Source organism: Flindersiella endophytica, from assembly GCF_054779015.1.
In genome coordinates this window covers 373,127-391,960 of the sequence record NZ_BAAGYY010000028.1, presented here as the reverse complement: position 1 = coordinate 391,960, position 18,834 = coordinate 373,127, and the positions used below count along the sequence as shown (strand labels likewise).

The 18,834-nt window shown below is 69.0% G+C and carries 15 protein-coding genes; 12 read left to right on the top strand and 3 right to left on the bottom strand.

Features of this window, described 5'->3' with window-relative positions:
* The first annotated feature begins 83 nt into the window (after positions 1-83).
* The 5 genes from ftsZ (at position 84) to ACYVF6_RS35585 (ending at position 4,201) form a co-directional block, all read left to right on the top strand.
* The gene (gene ftsZ / locus ACYVF6_RS35605; protein WP_460527918.1) at positions 84-1,550 is read left to right on the top strand and encodes a cell division protein FtsZ; all 1,467 of its coding nucleotides are present in this window, start codon (positions 84-86) and stop codon (positions 1,548-1,550) included.
* A 12-nt stretch (positions 1,551-1,562) separates the two neighbouring features.
* Complete coding sequence (locus ACYVF6_RS35600; protein ID WP_460527916.1) at positions 1,563-2,255, top strand: YggS family pyridoxal phosphate enzyme; 693 nt, start codon at positions 1,563-1,565, stop codon at positions 2,253-2,255.
* A gap of 75 nt (positions 2,256-2,330) precedes the next feature.
* Positions 2,331-2,822 carry a cell division protein SepF gene (locus tag ACYVF6_RS35595; protein WP_460527914.1) on the top strand — a complete coding sequence of 164 codons (492 nt, stop codon included), beginning with the start codon at positions 2,331-2,333 and terminating at the stop codon, positions 2,820-2,822.
* A 108-nt stretch (positions 2,823-2,930) separates the two neighbouring features.
* Positions 2,931-3,224, top strand: a complete 294-nt coding sequence (locus tag ACYVF6_RS35590; RefSeq protein WP_460527912.1) for a YggT family protein — start codon at positions 2,931-2,933, stop codon at positions 3,222-3,224.
* Between the two features lie 164 nt (positions 3,225-3,388).
* Positions 3,389-4,201: a DivIVA domain-containing protein gene (locus tag ACYVF6_RS35585; RefSeq protein ID WP_460527910.1), complete on the top strand. Its 813-nt coding sequence runs from the start codon at positions 3,389-3,391 to the stop codon at positions 4,199-4,201.
* 535 nt (positions 4,202-4,736) lie between these two features.
* Here ACYVF6_RS35585 and ileS read toward each other — a convergent pair.
* Complete coding sequence (gene ileS, locus ACYVF6_RS35580; RefSeq protein ID WP_460527908.1) at positions 4,737-7,865, bottom strand: isoleucine--tRNA ligase; 3,129 nt, start codon at positions 7,863-7,865, stop codon at positions 4,737-4,739.
* Positions 7,866-7,928: 63 nt separating this feature from the next.
* On the opposite strand from ileS, the gene ACYVF6_RS35575 reads away from it, so the two are divergent.
* The 4 genes from ACYVF6_RS35575 to ACYVF6_RS35560 all read left to right on the top strand — a co-directional run bounded on the left by ACYVF6_RS35575 (position 7,929) and on the right by ACYVF6_RS35560 (position 10,912).
* Positions 7,929-8,225: a DUF167 domain-containing protein gene (locus ACYVF6_RS35575; protein WP_460527906.1), complete on the top strand. Its 297-nt coding sequence runs from the start codon at positions 7,929-7,931 to the stop codon at positions 8,223-8,225.
* Between the two features lie 107 nt (positions 8,226-8,332).
* Positions 8,333-9,205: a TraR/DksA family transcriptional regulator gene (locus tag ACYVF6_RS35570; RefSeq protein WP_460527904.1), complete on the top strand. Its 873-nt coding sequence runs from the start codon at positions 8,333-8,335 to the stop codon at positions 9,203-9,205.
* Between the two features lie 52 nt (positions 9,206-9,257).
* A complete protein-coding gene (gene lspA, locus ACYVF6_RS35565; protein ID WP_460527973.1) occupies positions 9,258-9,980 on the top strand; it encodes a signal peptidase II in 723 nt (240 codons plus the stop codon).
* Entirely contained in the window at positions 9,977-10,912 is a 936-nt protein-coding gene (locus tag ACYVF6_RS35560; protein WP_460527902.1) for an RluA family pseudouridine synthase, read from the top strand. Before lspA ends, ACYVF6_RS35560 begins: the two co-directional genes overlap by 4 nt.
* Before the next feature lie 9 nt (positions 10,913-10,921).
* Here the strand turns inward: ACYVF6_RS35560 and dnaE are convergent, their stop codons facing one another.
* Complete coding sequence (gene dnaE, locus ACYVF6_RS35555; RefSeq protein ID WP_460527900.1) at positions 10,922-14,356, bottom strand: DNA polymerase III subunit alpha; 3,435 nt, start codon at positions 14,354-14,356, stop codon at positions 10,922-10,924.
* Between the two features lie 153 nt (positions 14,357-14,509).
* On the opposite strand from dnaE, the gene ACYVF6_RS35550 reads away from it, so the two are divergent.
* The 3 genes from ACYVF6_RS35550 to ACYVF6_RS35540 all read left to right on the top strand — a co-directional run bounded on the left by ACYVF6_RS35550 (position 14,510) and on the right by ACYVF6_RS35540 (position 18,221).
* On the top strand, positions 14,510-15,217 hold the full coding sequence (locus ACYVF6_RS35550; RefSeq protein ID WP_460527898.1) for a hypothetical protein: 708 nt from the start codon (positions 14,510-14,512) through the stop codon (positions 15,215-15,217).
* Positions 15,218-15,354: 137 nt separating this feature from the next.
* Positions 15,355-17,172, top strand: coding sequence for a DUF3352 domain-containing protein (locus tag ACYVF6_RS35545; RefSeq protein ID WP_460527896.1), 1,818 nt, complete (start codon positions 15,355-15,357; stop codon positions 17,170-17,172).
* 182 nt (positions 17,173-17,354) lie between these two features.
* On the top strand, positions 17,355-18,221 hold the full coding sequence (locus ACYVF6_RS35540; protein WP_460527894.1) for a DoxX family protein: 867 nt from the start codon (positions 17,355-17,357) through the stop codon (positions 18,219-18,221).
* 89 nt (positions 18,222-18,310) lie between these two features.
* Here the strand turns inward: ACYVF6_RS35540 and ybaK are convergent, their stop codons facing one another.
* Positions 18,311-18,829 carry an aminoacyl-tRNA deacylase gene (ybaK, locus tag ACYVF6_RS35535; protein WP_460527892.1) on the bottom strand — a complete coding sequence of 173 codons (519 nt, stop codon included), beginning with the start codon at positions 18,827-18,829 and terminating at the stop codon, positions 18,311-18,313.
* Between the last annotated feature and the right edge of the window lie 5 nt (positions 18,830-18,834).

The following is an 18,834-nucleotide window of genomic DNA, read 5'->3' as shown; positions in this document are numbered from 1 at the left end:
TATAACCCTTGAGTTGAGGGTGAGAGTTATGGGGTCTCCAAACCGGGCTGGACGGAATCATCACAACCCGAGAGGCGTGTCACGTGGCGGCACCGCAGAACTACCTCGCGGTCATCAAGGTCGTCGGCATCGGCGGCGGAGGTGTCAACGCGGTCAACCGAATGATCGAGGTTGGCCTCAAGGGCGTGGAGTTCATCGCGATCAATACCGACGCGCAAGCGCTGTTGATGAGCGATGCCGACGTCAAGCTCGACATCGGTCGCGAGCTCACCCGCGGCCTTGGTGCCGGAGCCAACCCGAGTGTGGGCAGCAAAGCCGCTGAAGACCACGCAGAAGACATCGAAGAGGTGCTCAAGGGCGCCGACATGGTGTTCGTGACGGCCGGCGAGGGCGGTGGCACCGGCACCGGTGGCGCGCCCGTCGTGGCCCGGATCGCGCGGTCGCTCGGCGCGCTGACGATAGGTGTGGTGACCCGGCCGTTCGCGTTCGAGGGCAAGAAGCGTGCGACCCAGGCCGAGGAGGGCATCAACGCCCTTCGCGACGAGGTCGACACGTTGATCGTGATCCCCAACGACCGGCTGCTGTCGATCAGCGACCGGCAGGTCAGCGTGCTCGACGCGTTCAAGCAGGCCGACCAGGTGCTGCTGCAAGGTGTTTCCGGCATCACCGACCTGATCACGACGCCCGGCCTGATCAACCTCGACTTCGCCGACGTCAAGAGCGTGATGAGCAACGCCGGCTCGGCGCTGATGGGCATAGGTTCGGCGCGCGGTGAGAACCGCTCGGTCGCCGCGGCCGAGATGGCGATCTCGTCGCCGTTACTCGAGGCGTCGATCGACGGCGCCCACGGTGTGTTGTTGTCGATCGCGGGTGGTTCGGATCTCGGACTGTTCGAGATCAACGAGGCCGCCCAACTGGTGTCGCAGGCGGCGCATGCCGACTCCAACATCATCTTCGGTGCGGTCATCGACGACGGCCTGGGCGACGAGGTACGCGTCACGGTGATCGCGGCCGGGTTCGACGGCGGAATGCCGAGCCGGCGAGAGGCCGAGCGAGGCAGTGCGTTCGGTGGATCGGGGGGCTCGGGTTCGACCCCGGGTCCGCCGGCTCAGCGGCCGGCACCGAAGTCACCATCACAACCTCCGTCCCAGCCGCAGCCTCAGTCGGCGTCGCAGCCCAACACCCAGCCGTCCGGGCCGACCCGGCGTCCGGGTGAGCTCGGCCGGCCCGCACCCGTCCAGCCCGCGCCCGTTTCGCGCAGCGAGCAGCCGGAGGAGTCCGGCAACGACGAGGACGACCGTGGCCGCGCGGATCACCAGGCGTCCAACCACGACGCCCCGGCGGCGGCCGAGCCGCATCCGCGCACCAGTCCGTCCGAGGCGACGCAGATGTCGACGCAGGAGCTTCGGCAGCGCCTGCTGGGCAACAACACCCGGCAGGGTGGCAACGGCCGCGACGAGACGCCTCCGCGTACCTATCGTCCGGCCCCCGCGCCCAAGCCCAAGGACGACGACTTCGACCTCGACGTACCAGACTTCTTGAAGAACTAAGCAAAGACGGGCATGGCACCAGATCGCCGTGCGGAACTGGCCGCGAACCTCGCGGCCGTACGCCAGCAGATCACGCGCGCGTGTGCCTCTGCGGGACGCGATCCGGCAGAGGTCACGTTGATCGCGATCACCAAGCTGTTCCCGGCATCCGACGTCGCGTTGCTGGCCTCGCTCGGCGTCGTCGACGTGGGGGAGAACCGCGACCAGGAAGCCGCGGCCAAGGCATCAGAGTGCGAAGGCGTTCGCTGGCACTTCGTCGGGCAACTGCAGACCAACAAGGCACGTTCGGTGGCCGGTTATGCCTCGGTCGTTCACTCGGTCGACCGGCCGCAGCTGGTCGACGCGCTCAGCCGGGCCGCCACGCGGACGGAACGTCCGCTGCGCTGTCTGGTCCAGGTGAGCTTCGACTCCGAGCCAGGGAGGGGCGGAGTGGCGCCCGAAGGCCTTGCAGAGCTCGCGGATCGGCTCGCGGAGGCGCCGGGGCTCACGCTCGGTGGCGTAATGGCGGTGGCGCCGCTCGGTGTGGATCCCGGTCCTTCGTTCGCGCGGCTTGCCGAACTGTCCGCCGACCTGCGGGAACGCCACCCCGGAGCCACCTGGATCTCGGCCGGGATGAGTGATGATCTGACCTCCGCGATCACACACGGCGCGACACACCTTCGGATTGGGCGCAGGTTACTAGGTGAGCGACCTTCGCGACGCTAAGGTCGGCAAAGACGTGGTTTGCGAAAGCTGTCAAGCCCCGTCGCCAACCAACCTGGTAGGAGGGCTCGAGCTCACATGGCCGGCGCAATGCGTAAGGTCGCCGTCTATCTCGGCCTGGTCGAGGACCGTGACCGCTACGACGAGGACTACGAAACCGATTACGAGGGCGGCTACGAAGCCGAGGATCGGGGAGATGTGCGTCCCGTTCAGCCGGACGAGGAGCGTACGGGAACGGTCGCACCGTTTCCGGGACGTCGCCACGTCTCAGTGGCGCCCACGCCCGAGTCCTCCCCGCGAATCACCACGCTGCACCCGCGTACCTACAACGACGCGCGCCTGATCGGAGAGCACTTCCGGGACGGCACGCCCGTGATCATGAACCTCACCGGCATGGACGACTCCGACGCCAAGCGCCTGGTCGACTTCGCCGCGGGGCTGATCTTCGGGCTGCACGGCAGCATCGACCGCGTGACGGCGAAGGTCTTCCTGCTGTCGCCGGCCAACGTCAACGTTCGGGCCGAGGACAAGGAACTGATCGCCGAGGGAGGCTTCTTCAACCAGAGCTAGGGAGCGCCGGCGCGGCCTCGTTCGTTGATCGCATGTGACCCCTCTGGGTGGCAGCACGCGGATAGGGTCAGGGTCAACAGCCGGTAAAGCTTTGTTTAGGGAGTGCGTGTGCTCTTCATCGGTCAGGCGATCTACTTCGCGCTCTGGTTGTTCCTGGTGTTCCTGTTCGCCCGGCTGGTCGTTGACTGGGTGCAGTTCTTTGCCAGATCTTGGGAGCCCAAGGGCCCGCTACTCGTGGTGCTCGAGGGCGTCTACACGGTCACAGACCCGCCAGTGAAGGCCCTGCGCCGGATCATCCCGCCGCTGCGGTTCGGCGGCTTCGCGCTGGACTTGTCGTTCCTGGTTCTGGTCGTGATCATTTATATCCTGCAGTTCCTGGTACGCAGCATTTTCCTGGTCTAGAAGGATCATGTCGAACATGCCCTTGACGTCTCGCGATAGCCGTGATGATCTTGTGGCGCTGAGGAGTCGTGCAGAAGTTTTGGGATGCCCCCTCTGCCGGCAACCACAAGACCGGGTACGGTTGCTCAAAACCACGTCGACCCTGCGAGCCCTGAGGTGAGGTCATGCCGCTGACACCCGAGGACGTGCGCAATAAGCGCTTCACGCCCGTCCGCCTGCGGGAGGGCTACGACATGGGGGAGGTCGACCAGTTCCTCGACGAGGTGGAGTCAGAGCTCGAGCGGCTACACCACGAGAACGACGACCTGCGCCAAAAGCTCGCCGCCGCCCAGCGTGGCGATGGCATGAGCTACCCCCAGCCGGTCAAGGAACAGGCACCGGAGCCGATTCACCAGCCGATGCCTCAGGCCGGGCCCTCCAGCGTCGCCGAAGCATCCAGCGCTGCCGCGCGGTTGCTCGAGATCGCTACGCAGAACGCCGACCAGTTGGTCGCCGAGAGCAAGGAGCAGGCCAACCGCATCCTGGCCGACGCCCGGGCTCGTGCGGAGCGGATGGAGAACGAAGCGCGTGGCATGGCCTCCCGCCTCGAAGCCGACGCCCGTTCGAAGGCCGAGCAGCTTGAGCGTGAGACCAACGACAAGCGTGGTCAGCTCTTCGGTCAGCTGGAGAAGGAGAAGACCCGCCTGCAGCGTGAGGTCGACGAGCTGCGTGCGTTCGAGCGGCAGACCCGCAGCCGCCTGAAGGCCTACTTCGAGAGCCAGCTTCGTGTCCTGGCCGGCCAGAGCGCCGGCGACTCCGGCGCCCTGCCGACCGTCGAGGCCAACGGCCCACGTGCGCTCAACTCGCACAAGCCGGCCCCCGTCCCGACGATCGACCGCCACGACCGCATGGAACGAGTCGACCGTGCCGCCGCAGCCGGCGGAGGCACCCCCCGCCTCAACGCCCTCCTCGAAGACGACGACGAGGCCACGCTCTGACCAGCGGCTGACCGAACCCGACAAGAAGCGGGCAGCGATCACGGCAACGTGGTCACTGCCCGCTTCTTGCGGTTTGTAGCCAGCCATCCGCCGGCGGAAGACCTGCGGAGCCACCACCCACATCCGACCGCGAGACGCGGTGGGGCACCGCACGCTGCCACGCCCGCGACGGCGACCGGAGCTGCCGCGGGCAGAGGTGTCGCCGCGGATTTTCGGGATGCGTCGCCATCGCCGCTGCGCCAGTATCACCGCTGCCAGCGGTGCTGCGACGGTCGGCCGATCTGCGCTGCCGCGACCGCGCCAGCGGAGTCGCGGCAGCCCCGTGGCCTGCGCCGCTGCCATCGTTGCGACCGCGGGCGGAGGGGCCGCGGTGGCTCGCCGGCCTGTACCGCTGTCATCTCTGCGACCAAGGCCATCGCTGCGACCGCGGCTTGTGCGAACGCGTCGTCGTCCAGCACACCGTGTGATGGCTGTCGGGTCCGGCGGGCCGGCGCCACCTGCCGGCGGCGGGCGGGGTGCGGCTGGGCTTGGCGGCTCAGACCGCCTTTGACAGCCAGATGGTCGCGCCGAGGGCCTCCACCGTTTCGGTATAAGGCGTTCCGGTGTCGGGGGGCCCTTCGGAAACGACCGTCGCCAGGACTTCGTCGGCCAGTGTCGACTGGTGTTCACGGATCGCCGCCGCGGTCTCGTCGTCGGTGGCTGTCCACCACAGGTGGATGCGGTCGGACACGTCGAGGCCGGCGGCCTTCCGTGCTTCCTGGACGGCCCGGACCGCCTCGCGGGCCAGGCCGGCCCGGCGTAGTTCCGCGTCGACCGCGAGGTCCAGTGCGACCGTCTCGCCGTGGGCGTTCGCCACCGCCCAGCCTTCCTGCGGTCGCTCCGACACCAGCAGTTCGTCCACGCTCAGCACGACCTCCGCGCCATCGACAACGACGGTCGCGGAGCCCGAGTCGGACAGAGACGCGGCCAGCACCGTCGGGTCAGCCGCGGTCACAGCCGCCGCCACGCGGGGTGTGTCCTTGCCGAAGCGCTTCCCGAGCGTACGGAAGTTGGGCTTCACGACGTACGACACCAGCGCCTCGCCGGCCTCCGTCAGCCCTTCGACCTCGAGTACGTTCAGCTCGTCGGCGACCTCCCGCCGCAGCTCCGGCGACAACGAGGTCCAGCCGCGCGAGCCGACCACCGCACGCCGCAGGGGCTGCCGGGTACGCACCTTCGCCTCGGCCCGCGCGGCGCGCCCGAGCTCGACCACCCGCCGGGCCAGCCCGACCGACGCCGCCAGCGAGTCGTCCACCAGATCCGAGACGGCGGCCGGCCAGTCCGCCAGATGCACCGACTCCGGCTCGGCGGATGACCCCGGCCGTACCACCGTCTGCCACGCCTTCTCCGTGATGAACGGCACCAGCGGCGCCATCACCATAGTCAGCAGCCGAAGCGCCTCGTGCAGCGTCGCCAACGCGGCCGGGTCGCCGGCCCAGAAGCGCCGCCGGCTGCGCCGTACGTACCAGTTCGACAGGTCGTCGACGAAACGCCCGAACAGCTGCCCGAGCCGCGCGGTGTCGAAGCCTTCGTACGCCGCCTCGGCCTCGCCGACCAGCCGGTGCGCCTCCGACAGCAGCCATCGGTCCAGCACCGGCCGCTCACCAGGCGCCGGCGCGGACGAAGCGGGCGTCCACCCGGACAGCACGGCGTACAGGTCGAAGAACGCGACGGTGTTCCAGTACGTGAGGATCACCTTCCGCACGACGTCCTGGATGGTCGCGTCACCCACCCGCCGCGACGCCCACGGTGAGCCCGAGCACGCCATGAACCAGCGCACGGCGTCGGCGCCGTGCCGCTCCAGCAGCGGCAACGGCTGCAGCACGTTGCCGAGGTGCTTGCTCATCTTGCGCCCGTCCTCGGCCAGGATCAGCCCGAGGCAGACGACGTTCTCGTACGACGACCGCCCGAACGTCAGCGTGCCGACCGCCATCAGCGAGTAGAACCACCCGCGGGTCTGGTCGATCGCCTCGGAGATGAACTGCGCCGGGTACGCCCGTTCGAACCGCTCCGCCGAGCCCTCGACCCACGGGTAACCCCACTGCGCGAACGGCATCGAGCCCGAGTCGTACCAGGCGTCGATCACCTCCGGAACACGCTGCGCGGTCTCACCGCAGGCCGGGCAGTCGAACGTGATCGCGTCGACATACGGCCGGTGCGGGTCGAGCTCGCTCAGGTCGGCGCCGGCCAGTTTGCCCAGCTCCGCCAGCGATCCGACGCTGGTGAGGTGGTCGTTGGCGCAGTGCCAGATCGGCAGCGGAGTACCCCAGTAACGGCTGCGGGACAGCGCCCAGTCGACGTTGTTGCGCAGCCACTCGCCGTACCGCCCGTGCTTGATCGTCGACGGGAACCAGTTGGTCAGCTCGTTCTGCTCCAGCAGCTCGTCCTGGATCGCCGTGGTCGTGATGAACCAGGACGGCAGGGCGTAGTAGAGCAGCGGCGTGCCGCAGCGCCAGCAGTGCGGGTAGTTGTGCTCGTACGACTCCGCACGGAACAGCAGCCCGCGCTCGCGCAGATCGTCGATGATCGGCTGGTCGGCGTCCTTGAAGAACAGCCCGCCGACGAGCGGGAGGCCGGCGTCGAACCGCCCGTCGCCGCCGATCGGGTTGACGACCGGGAAGCCGTACGCCCGGCCGATCGCGAAGTCGTCGATGCCGTACGCAGGGTCCATGTGGACCAGGCCGGTGCCGTCCTCGACGGTGACGACGTCGGACAGCACGACCGTGTGGGCGCCCTCGATCTCGACGCTGTCGTACGGCCGCTGGTAGCCAGTGCCCTCCAGCGCGCGGCCCTCCACCGTCTGCTCGACGGTCCAGCCCTCACCCAGTGCGGCCTCGACCAGCGGCTCGGCGACGACCAGCGCGCGCTCCTCGCCGGCACGTCGCACGACGGCGTAGGTCAGCTCGGGATGCACGGCGACCATGGTGTCGGCGATCAGCGTCCACGGCGTGGTCGTCCAGATCAGCAGATCGGTCGTTCCCGCCAGCGGCCCGGTCGTGATCGGGAACCGGACGTAGATCGACGGGTCGTCCACGGTCTGGTAGACGTCGGGCTGGCCCAGCTCGTGGTCGGACAGGGGCGTGCCGCAGCGGGGGCAGTACGGGCTCACGCGGTAGTCGCGAACGAGCCGGCCGGCGTCGTGCACCTGCTTCAGCGACCACCAGACGCTCTCGACGTAGCTCGAGTCCATCGTGCGGTAGGCCTGCGACAGGTCGACCCAGTAGCCCATCCGCTCGGTGAGCTCGGCGAACGCGTCGACGTGCCGCTCCACCGACTCGCGGCACTTGGCGTTGAACGCCGCTACGCCGTACTTCTCGATGTCGCGTTTGCCTGAGATGCCGAGTTCCTTCTCGACTGCGACCTCCACCGGGAGGCCGTGGCAGTCCCAGCCGGCCTTCCGCTCGACGTACTTGCCGCACATCGTCTGGAATCGCGGGAAGACGTCCTTGAAGACACGGGCCTCGACGTGGTGGGTGCCGGGCATGCCGTTGGCCGTCGGCGGACCCTCGTAGAACGTCCAGCGCGGCTGCCCGGCAGTCTTCTCGATCGTTCTGGCGAAAATGCCGTGCTCGGCCCAGAACGCCAGCACTTCCCGATCGACGGTCGCCAGATCCAGCTCAGCCATTGCCTGCAAACCTCATCACGCGTGGGAGGGAAACTCGGCACACCTTACTGAGAGGCTGGAACGGTGCGCATTCCGATAAGAGTCAAGCCGGGCGCCCGCAGGGCCGGGGTGGGCGGCCGGTACGACGGGCCGCTCGGCGCGGCGATCGTGGTCGCGGTCACGGCGCCGGCGGTGGACGGCCGGGCTACCGAGGCGGCGCTGCGGGCGGTCGCGGAGGCGTTCGGGGTACGGCCACGGCAGGTCACGCTGGTTTCGGGTGAGCGCAGCCGGGACAAGCTGGTCCAGGTCAGCGGCACTACTTCGAGCGACGTGGCACGGCTCGAACAGCGACTGAGGGTGTTGCTCGCCGACGGTGCGTGACGGCGGCACGGACGTTTGGCGCGTACCGTCGATGGTGATTGATGCCACGGGCGGTTCGGCCTATCCTGCCCGGATCGCCCAGCAAGCGGCGCATGAAGGGGTGTGCTATGGCGAAGAAGGTCGCGGCCAAGAAGACCACCGCGAAGAAGGCGCCTGCGAAGAAGACCGTGGCCAAGAAGGTATCGGCGAAGAAGGCCCCGGCAAAGCAGGCCACCGCCAAGAAGTCCGCAGCCAAGAAGGCACCGGCGAAGAAGGCTCCCGCGAAGAAGGCCCCCGCGAAGCGGGCACCGGCGAAGACAGCCGAAGCCGCGCCGGCTCCAGCCAAGCGGCCTGCCGCCAAGCCACCCGCCGCCAAGCCACCCGCCGCCAAGCAGCCGGCCGCGAAGAAGGCCCCGGGCAAGAAGGCCGCCGTCAAGCAGTCCCCGGCGCCGGCCAAGAAGCAGGCGCCCGCGAAGAAGACCGCCGCGAAGGCGGCGCCCGCGGAGGCTCCTCCCGCGCAGGCCGCTCCCGCGAACGGCGTAGCCGCTGACGTGGCGCCCGCCAAGCTGGTCGCGGAACCCGCGCCGGCGCCCGCGGACGCAAAGGCTTCCGCGCTCGCCGTCCGCGAGGACGAGTCGCCCTGGTCGGCGGACGAGCTGCGCGAGGTCTACGACGAGCTGCAGGAACACGCCGACCGGCTCCGGGCCGAGCTCGCCACCACCGAGTCCGAGCTGGCCGACCTGCTCCGCGACGGCGGTGACGGCGCCGGTGACGACCAGGCCGACGCGGGCTCCAAGACGTTCGAACGCGAGCACGAGATGTCGCTGGCCGCCAACGCCCGTGACCTGCTGGCCCAGACCGAGCACGCGATGGACCGGATCAAGCTCGGTACGTACGGCACCTGCGAGGGCTGCGGCCGGCCGATCGGCAAGGCTCGGCTGCAGGCGTACCCTCGTGCCACACTGTGCGTGTCATGCAAACAGCGGGAGGAGCGTCGCTGACGCGGCTGCTTCGTCCCGGACGTTCAGCTTTCTGTGACGAAGGACGAGAGCCATAGACGCCGAGCCGAAGCCGGAGCCCGCCGACTCCGCCGACGAGACAGCCGACTCCGCGACCGAGGCCGCGCCAGCCGGGCGCCCACGGGCAGATCGGCGCCGGCTGCTGTTCCTCATCGGGGTGCCGCTGGTCGTGCTGGCGCTCGACATCGTGACCAAGCGGCTCGCGGTCGCCGAACTCTCCGACGGGCACATGGTCTCGCTGGCCGGCGGCTTGCTGAAGCTCAACCTGGTTCTCAACCCTGGTGCGGCGTTCGGTATCGGCACGGGCTACACGTTGGTGCTGTCGCTGCTGGCGATCGGCGTCATCACCGTCGTGATCGTGATGGCACGCAAGCTGCGCTCGACGGCGTGGGCAATCGCGCTCGGATTGCTGCTCGGTGGCGCGCTCGGAAACCTGACCGACCGGGTGTTCCGGGAGCCGGGCTTCCTGCGCGGGCACGTCATCGACTTTCTCCAGTTGCCCAACTGGCCGGTGTTCAACATCGCCGACATGTCGGTGTCGACGGCGGCGGTGCTGATCGTGCTGCTCTCGCTGTCCGGGCGGCGCCTCGACGGCACGATCGAGCGGCGGGAGCCGCGTAAGCCACGCGGCTCGGCGGCGGCAGACGAGCCGGTCGAGCCGGTCGAAGCTGCCAAGCCGGGCAAGCCGGCGGAGCCCACCGACGCGGCTGAGCAGGCCGAGCCGGCCAAGCCGAAGGTCGGGGAGCCGGCAGAGTGAGTGCGCCGGCAGGGGAGCGGCGCAGCCTGCCCGTACCCGACGGCCTCGAAGGCGAGCGCGTCGACCAGGCGCTGTCCAGGCTGTTCGGCCTCTCCCGTACGAAAGCGGCCGAGCTGGCCGAGGCCGGCCTGGTCCAGGTCGACGGTGGACAGGTTCGCAAGTCGGACCGGGTACGGGCCGGCGCCTGGCTGGAGGTCGAGATACCCGAGCCGCGCGTCGAGACCGTCACGCCGGAAGCCGTCGAGGGCATGCGCGTCATCCACGACGACGACCACATCGTCGTCGTCGACAAGCCGGTCGGCGTCGCGGCGCACCCGAGTCCCGGCTGGACCGGCCCGACAGTCGTCGGCCACCTGGCCGCCGCGGGCTTCCGGATCTCCACGTCCGGAGCGGCCGAACGCCAGGGCGTCGTCCACCGTCTCGACGTCGGCACCAGCGGCCTGATGGTCGTCGCGAAGTCCGAACGGGCCTATACGCTGCTGAAACGGGCGTTCAAGGAACGTACGGTCGACAAGATCTACCACGCTCTCGTGCAGGGCCATCCCGACCCGAGCCGCGGCACGATCGACGCCCCGATCGACCGCCACCCGACTCTCGACTACAAGTGGGCCGTGGTCGCGGGCGGCAAGCCGTCGGTGACCCACTACGAGACGCTGGAGGCCCTGCGCCACGCCTCGCTTCTCGAGGTCAAGCTCGAGACGGGCCGAACCCACCAGATCCGCGTCCACCTCAGCGCGATCCGCCACCCCTGCGCCGGCGACCTGACCTACGGCGCCGACCCAGTGCTCGCCGAACGCCTCGGCCTGCGCCGCCAATGGCTGCACGCGACCAGGCTGAGCTTCGAACACCCCGACACCGGCGAATGGGTGGAGTTCGTCTCGCCGTACCCGCCGGACCTCGAACACGCCCTCGAAGTCGCCGAAGCCGGCTGAGCCCCAACCTCAGTGCGCGCGGCCGGGTGAGGCTCCTGCTTCTGCTGCCCGCCATCCGGCGGCGGACGCAGCCGGCGCGGGTGGCTCCGGCGCGGTGGCCGCTGCCGGGCCTGGTTGCGGAGCCGCGGCACCACCAGGAGCATCGGCGGTGCTGAAGTTGGGGACGACGAGTTCCATCGCGATCAGTTGGGGTTGGTCTTCGCGGCGGTCGAGTCTGGCCTTGATAAGGACGACGTTGTCCTCCACCAGTTGCAGCGAGAACTGCTGGTAGGACGACGGGAAGAACATCACCTCGATGCCGCCCTCGAGGTCTTCCAAGGTGACCACCGCCCATGACTCTCCCTTGCGGGTGAGCTTGCGGTTGAGGCCGGTGATCAGCCCGCCCACCTTGACGATCGTTCCGTCGGGGCGGTCCTCGTCGGCCAGGAGGGCGCCGACGGTGGTGTTGGTGTGGCGAGCGAGCTCGGCCTCCAGACCGTGCAGCGGATGGTCGGAGACGTACATGCCGAGCATCTCCCGCTCGTGCGCGAGCAACCGAGGCTTGTCCCACTCCGGGACGTCCGGCAGCTTGGGCGCCATCGGATCCGGACCCGCGGCGCCGGTCGACTCGTCGAACGCGGCGAACAGGGAGTCCTGGCCGATCTCGGTGTGGTGCTTGTGGTCGAGGTAGTAGTCGACGGCTTCCTCATGGGCAGCGACCAGCGCGCGCCGGCGGTGCCCGAGCGAGTCGAAGGCGCCCGCCTTGGCCAGCGACTCGATCACCCGGCGGTGGCACACGTGCGCCGGCACCTTGGACAGGAAGTCGTGGAAATCGGCGAATGCCCCTTCGGCCGAACGCACCGCCAGGATCGACTCGACGACCGGGGGGCCGATGTTGCGGATCGCCGACAGCCCGAACCGGATGTCGGTGCCGACCGGCGTGAAGTCGGCCGCGGACTCGTTGACGTCGGGCGGCAGCACCTTGATCCCCGCCCGCCTGCACTCGTTGAGATAGACCGCCACCCGGTCCTTGTTGCCCTGCACGGACGTGAGCAGTGCGGCCATGTATTCGGCGGGATAGTTGGCCTTCAGATAGGCGGTCCAGTAGGACACCAGCCCGTACGCCGCCGAGTGCGCCTTGCTGAAGGCGTAGTCGGAGAACGGGACCAGCACGCTCCACAGCGCCTTGACCGCGCCATCAGAGAAGCCGCGCTCACGCATGCCGCGCGCGAACGGACCGTATTCCTGGTCGAGGATCGCCTTCTTTTTCTTGCTGATCGCGCGCCGCAGCAGGTCGGCCTGCGCGAGGGTGTAGCCCGCGACGCGTTGCGCGATCCGCTGCACCTGCTCCTGATAGACGATCAGGCCGTACGTCTCGCCCAGCAGCTCCTCGCCGACCGCGCGGAGCTCCGGATGGATCGGCGTGATCTCCTGCTGGCCGTTCTTGCGCAGGGCGTAGTTGGTGTGGGAGTTGGCGCCCATCGGCCCCGGCCGGTAGAGCGCGCCGACCGCGGAGATGTCCTCGAAACTGTCGGGTTTGATCAGCCGCAGCAGCGCGCGATAGCCCGAGGAGTCGAACTGGAACACGCCAACCGTCTCTCCGCGGCCGAGCAGGTCGTAGGTCGGCTGGTCGTCGAGCGGCAGCGTCAGCAGGTCGATCCGCCGGCCTTGCGTCAGCTCGATGTTGCGTACGGCATGGGCCATGATCGTGAGGTTGCGCAGGCCCAGGAAGTCCATCTTCAGCAGGCCGAGCGCCTCGCAGGCGGGATAGTCGAACTGTGTGATGATCGCGCCGTCGTTTTCGCGCTTCATCAACGGGATGTGGTCGATCAGCGGCTCGGCCGACATGATCACACCGGCCGCGTGCACGCCGGTCTGGCGGATCAGCCCTTCGAGCCCGCGCGCGGTGTCGATCACCCGCTTGGCTTCGGGATCCTGCTCGTAGAGGTTGCGAACGGCGACGGCCTCGCCGTGCCGCGAGTGCCGCTCGTCGAAGACGGCCCGGAGCGGCAGCTCGCGGCCGGTCACCGCGGGCGGCATCGCCTTGGAGATCCGGTCGCCGACGGAGTAGGGGAAGCCGAGCACGCGGGCGGCGTCCTTGATCGCGGCCTTGGCCTTGATCGTGCCGAACGTCGCGATCTGCGCAACACGGTCGGCGCCGTATTTCTCCGTGACGTAACGGATCACCTCGCCCCGTCCGTGCTCGTCGAAGTCGATGTCGATGTCGGGCAGCGAGACCCGGTCGGGGTTGAGGAAGCGCTCGAAGATCAGCCCGTGCTCGAGCGGGTCGAGGTCGGTGATGCCGAGGGCGTACGCGACCAGACTGCCGGCAGCCGAGCCACGACCCGGGCCGACGGAGTGGCCGTGCTGCTTGGCCCACATGATGAAGTCGGCGACCACCAGGAAGTAGGAGCAGAACCCCATCGAGCTGATCACGCTCGACTCGTAGGAGATCCGCTGGTGGTAGCGCTCGTCGTGGCCGCCGGGGAAGCGCCTGGCCATGCCTTCGGCCACCTGGGCGTGGAAGTAGTCGTCCGCGCTCCGGCCGTCGGGCACCGGGAACGCCGGCAGCAGGTCGCGCCGCGCGAACATGCCGGCGGTGTCGATCCGCTCCGCGATCGCGAGCGTGTTGCGGCACCCCTGCCGCCACTCCGGCGAGGGGTCGACGGCCAGCATCTCGTCGGCGGACTTGAGGTAGTAACCACTGCCTTCGAACTGGAACGTGGGAGCCGCCAGCGTCGAGGCCGTCTGCACGCACAGCAGGGCGGCGTGCGCGGGCGCCTCGCGTTCGTGGGTGTAGTGGGAGTCGTTGGTGACGACGTACGGAAGATCGAGCCGCCGGGCGATCGTCTCGAGGCCCGGCCGCGCCTTCCGGTCGATCGCTATGCCGTGGTCCATCAGCTCGACGTAGAAGTTGCCGGCGCCGAAGATGTCGCGGAGCTCGGCAGCGGCCGTGAGCGCTGCCTCGTCCTGGCCGAGCCGGATCTTCGTCGACACCTCGCCGGAAGGGCAGCCGGTGGTGGCGACCAGCCCGGCGGAGTGTTCGGCGAGCAGCTCGCGGTCGACCCTGGGCTTACGGAAGAACCCCTCCATCGAAGCGCGCGACTGCAGGCGGAAGAGATTGCGCAGGCCGGTCGCGTCGGTCGCCCAGATCGTGAGGTGGGTGTAGGCGCCGGCACCGGACACGTCGTCGTCCTTCTGGTGCGGCTGTCCCCAGCGCACGGGAGCCTTCAACCGCCTCGACTCCGGCGCGACATAGGCCTCCAGACCGATCACCGGCGTGATGCCGGCGGCCGTGGCCTGCACGAAGAAGTCGTAGGCACCGTGGAGGTTGCCGTGGTCGGTGATGGCGATGGCGGGCATGCCCAGCCGGCCCGCCTCGGCGAACAGGTCGCCCAGCCGCGCGGCACCGTCGAGCATGGAGTACTCGGTGTGCACGTGCAGGTGGACGAACGGGTCGGGCATACCAAGCACTGTAGGACCGACCACCCCCAAAGCCGGGCGCTCAAAGAGGGCCGCTGCACAGCGTGAGGGCTTCGACACGACAGGCGGTGTACGGATGGCAGGTTCGCCGCGTGGGCGGCGAACGTGGAGGTTGTCCACATAAGATCGGCAGCGGTGAACACATACGTCCCGCCTCCATCGCAGCCGGAGCCGCTGAATCCCGCCAACGTCGGTGGGCAGGCTGCCGGTTCCGGCTGGCAGCCGGAACCCGGGCCAACCGGACAGCCGAGCCGTCGCAGGCACCCCGAGCCCGCTGAGCAAGGCGGACTGCGTGCCGCCCTGATCATCGTCGGCGTGCTTGCCGTGCTCGGAGTCGTCGCCGGTGTCGTCTGGCAGCAGCTGGCGCCCGACGTCGAGATGCGGATGACGGAGGTCGGTCCGTACCCCGTCAACGAGCTCGAGGCCGGCCAGCTGATGTCGATGGACGGCTGGTACGCCGCCCTGGCCGGGGTGATCGGGCTGGTGGCCGGCTCGGTGCTGGCCACTGTGTTTCTACGCCACGCCGGGGCGATGGTGATCGCGCTGGTCCTCGGGTCGTGCCTGGCCGCGGCGCTCGCGTTCACCGTAGGGACGGTCATGGGCAACGGGGAGATCATCCTCGCGTGGGAGCCTGACGCTAAGCTATGGGCCCCGCTGTCGGCGCCGCTTCAGTTGCACGCCTATGGGGTAGCACTCATCTGGCCGATCGCTGCGCTGGCGCCGGTAGTCCCGCTGGCCTGGTGGGCCTGGCCGATCGCCGAGCAGGAGGCGGACGGGGACGAGCCCGCCACCACGGACGACCAGCGGTGGCCGCGTACGCCAAGCACGCCGTACATGCAGTAACACGCAGACATTTGTAACGCAGAGTAGTTATCCACACGATCGCTGACGCGCTAGCGCAACATCGGAACCTGTTGCGCTAGCGTTCAGACAGGCTTACATCTCCCATCCGAAGAAAGACGACTCCGGGGGTGGCACCCGTGTCCCATGACCAAACACCGAATCAGCCCGGTAATCCGGGCGCTTACCCGCCTCCTGGCGGGCAGCAGTACCCAGGGCCTGGTCAGCCCCAGTACGGCGGTCAGCAGCAGCCTGGTCAGCCAGGCCCGTACGGCCAGCCGACGCAGCCTTTGCCGCCTCCGGTCGGGCAGCCCGGCCAGCAGCAGCCCTACGGCGGAGCTCAGCCGGGCCAGCCCTACGGGCAGCCCGGCCAGCAGGGTTACGGCCAGCAAGGTGGCGGCCAGGCCCCGCCCGGTGGCGGGTGGGGTGGCGCTCAGCCCACTTACGGTGAGCCTCCCGAGAGCGGCGGCGGCTCCAAGAAGGGCATCATCGCGATCGTTCTCGCCGCAGTGCTCGTCGTGGCTCTCGGTGGCGGCGCCTTCGCCGCCTACAGCTGGTGGAACAACGACGGCGGCCAGCCCGACGAGGTGCTGCCGGCGACGGCGATCGGATACTTCCGCGTCGACCTGAACCCCACCGGTCAGCAGCAGACCGCGATGTACAACATCAGCAAGAAGTTCCCGGAGCTGGCCAAGCGCATCGGCGAAGGTGACGACCCGCGCAAGTCGCTGTTCACCGCGATCAAGTCGGAGAGCAAGGACCTCGCCAACGTCACGTACGAAAACGACGTCGAGCCCTGGATCGGCAAGCGCCTCGGCGTCGCCATGCTCCCGCCGGCCGAAGGCAAGAAGGAGCCGCAGGCCGCGGTCGCACTGGAGATCACCGACAAGAAGAAGGCCGAGGCCGGCTTCAAGAAGCTGTTCGCCGGTGACGGCGAGGATGTCAAGTGGGCGTTCAGCGACGCCGGCGACTACGCCATCTTCTCCAACACGCAGGCCAACGCCGACAAGTTCGCCGCCGACGGCAAGAGCAACCCGCTCTCGAAGAACAAGACCTACGCCGACGACATGGACGCGGTCGGTGGCGAGGGCATCATGTCCTACTGGATCAACACCGCTTCGATGGCCCAGGCGTTCGGCTCCAGCGAGGAGCTGAAGGGCATGGGCCTCGTCGACGCGCAGAACGCCGGCCGGATGGCGGGTGCGCTGCGGTTCGAGAGCAACTACGTCGAGCTCTTCGGTGTGGCGCGCGGTGTGAAGATGCCGTTCTCCGCGAACACCGCCAAGGGCGTGAAGCTGAACGACCTGCCCGACACCACGGCAGCGGCGGTCTCCAGCGCTGGTCTCGGCCCGTGGGTCGGCACCAACTGGGACAAGATGCTCGCTCAGGTCAACCAGGTCCCGGACGCCAAGGAGCAGGTCGACCTGTTCGTCCAGCAGGCCAAGCAGCAGTTCCAGCTCGACATCCCGGGCGACCTGTCCACGCTGCTCGGTAACGAGCTGACGGTCGCGCTCGACGAAGAGGGCCTGCAGGAGCTCGTCAACGGCGGGGTCGAGGAAGGCAAGCTGCCCAAGGTGGGTCTGCGCAGCGCGACCGACGCCACCAAGGGCAAGGCCGTCGTCAACAAGGTGCAGCAGGTGCTCACCTCCAGCGGCGTGCCGTTCAAGCTCGGGTCCGCCTCGGGCGACGGCAAGGTCACGGTGGCGGCCGACCAGGCGTACGCCGACAAGCTCCTCGCCGGCGGCAAGCTGGGCGACACCGAAGCGTTCAAGGCGGCGATCAGCAGCACCGACGTGACCGGTGCGATGTACGTCGACGTCGACAAGCTGGAGAAGCTCTACATCGACAAGGTTCCGGCCGACGCCAAGGCGTGGCTGCAGCCGATCCGCGCGGTCGGTGCCACGACGACCGGCACCGACGACGGCGGCAGCTACAGCCTCCGCGTGGTCGTGGAGTAGAACCGGCAAGCCCTGATTCGGGGCAAAGGCAAGCGAAGCGGACCGGATTCGTCCAAACGGGCGGGTCCGGTCCGCTTTGCCGTGCCTCTTGCCCTCGGGGCTAGGTATGAGACCGCGGCGGTGGGGAATGTGGAGCGCGAGGGGAAGACAACCTGTTTTCTCCCTGTGCAGGAGGTGGCGTCATGCCGCAACCGACTACCGGATCCACACCGAGCGATCCCGAGCGGGACGCCGGTTCGGCGATGCGGTCACAGACCGACACGGGGAAGCGTCCGGCGAGCACCGAGGCCGGCCCTGAGACCGGTACTGGTGTCGGCACGGATGCCGGTGCGGAGCGAGGCCGCGACGCACCGGGCGCCGGCGAGGCCGAGGCATCGACGAAGGCAGCGCCGGGGAAGCGGAGGGCCAGCGTGCCCGAGCAGCCGACGGCTCCCGCACCGGAGCGGTCGGCGGGTACGACCGGGCAGGCCACGACCGACGACACACCGACCACCGCGGTGCCGGTAGGCGAGCAACCGCCCGCCACGGCCGTAGCTCCGGCCGCCGGCACGGTACCGGCCCATCTGGCCGTCCGCCCGCACTGGATCTGGGGACTGACCCGGGTCGCACTGGGGTGGGTGTTCCTGTGGGCGTTCCTCGACAAGTTGTTCGGCTTCGGGTACTCCACGCCGTCCGACCGCGCCTGGCTGAACGGCGGATCGCCGACGGAGGGCTACCTGTCCGGCGTCGACGGACCGTTCCGCAGCTTCTTCAACCCGATGGCCGGCGAACCGTGGGCGGACTGGCTGTTCATGGTCGGCCTCGCGGCCATCGGTGTGGCGCTGATACTCGGTATCGGTGTCCGGATCGCTGCTGTCGCGGGCACCGTGCTGCTGGTGATGATGTGGATGGCCGCGTGGCCGATCGAGTCGAACCCGTTCCTCGACGACCACCTGGTCTACGCCCTGGTGCTGATCGGGCTGGCGATCGTCAACGCCGGCGACACGGTCGGCCTCGGACGACCATGGTCGAGGACGAGCCTGGTCCGTGCAATGCCGGCGCTGCGCTGACCGAGGCGAGCTGATCCGGTACACGTCGCCGCCCGCTGGACGAACGAGCCACCGGGCGGCGACGTCTCCGCCGTGCGGGGCGCGCGTTGCTATTGGCGGGCGATCGGTGCGGTGGTGGCCGACGTGAGCCGCACCAGATCGCGCGGTGCCAGCTCCACCTGCAGCCCTCGTCGTCCGGCCGAGACGTACATCGCGTCCAGGTCCAGCGCGCTCGCGTCCACCACAGTCGGAAGCGCGCGCTTCTGGCCGAGTGGGCTGATCCCGCCCACGACGTACCCGGTCGTTCGTTCCGCCACCGTCGGCTCGGCCAGCTGGGCCTTCTTGCCGCCGGCCGCCGCCGCGAACGCCTTCAGGTCGAGGCTCGCGCTCACCGGCACCACGGCCACGGCGAGCCCGACGCCGCCGTCGACATCCGCGAGCAGGGTCTTGAAGATCACGTCGGTGGACAGGCCGAGTGCCTCGGCTGCCTCCTGGCCGTACTGGTGCACCGTGGCGTACTTGTCCAGCTCGTACGGATGCAGAGTGTGGGGGACGTCAGCCTTCTGCAGGGCGACGGCCGCGGGGGTGCCGGTACTGGTTTTCTGAGGGCCGGCCTTCTTCTTGGCCATGGGCG

Bases quoted from the DNA above. Each gene is read 5' to 3' on its own strand.
- dnaE (WP_460527900.1), bottom strand. From the start codon at position 14,356: ATGCCCGACCCGTTCGTCCACCTGCACGTGCACACCGAGTACTCCATG.
- ACYVF6_RS35595 (WP_460527914.1), top strand. From the start codon at position 2,331: ATGGCCGGCGCAATGCGTAAGGTCGCCGTCTATCTCGGCCTGGTCGAG.
- ileS (WP_460527908.1), bottom strand. From the start codon at position 7,865: ATGGCTGAGCTGGATCTGGCGACCGTCGATCGGGAAGTGCTGGCGTTC.
- ybaK (WP_460527892.1), bottom strand. From the start codon at position 18,829: ATGGCCAAGAAGAAGGCCGGCCCTCAGAAAACCAGTACCGGCACCCCC.
- ACYVF6_RS35585 (WP_460527910.1), top strand. From the start codon at position 3,389: ATGCCGCTGACACCCGAGGACGTGCGCAATAAGCGCTTCACGCCCGTC.
- ACYVF6_RS35600 (WP_460527916.1), top strand. From the start codon at position 1,563: ATGGCACCAGATCGCCGTGCGGAACTGGCCGCGAACCTCGCGGCCGTA.
- ACYVF6_RS35540 (WP_460527894.1), top strand. From the start codon at position 17,355: ATGCCGCAACCGACTACCGGATCCACACCGAGCGATCCCGAGCGGGAC.
- ACYVF6_RS35570 (WP_460527904.1), top strand. From the start codon at position 8,333: ATGGCGAAGAAGGTCGCGGCCAAGAAGACCACCGCGAAGAAGGCGCCT.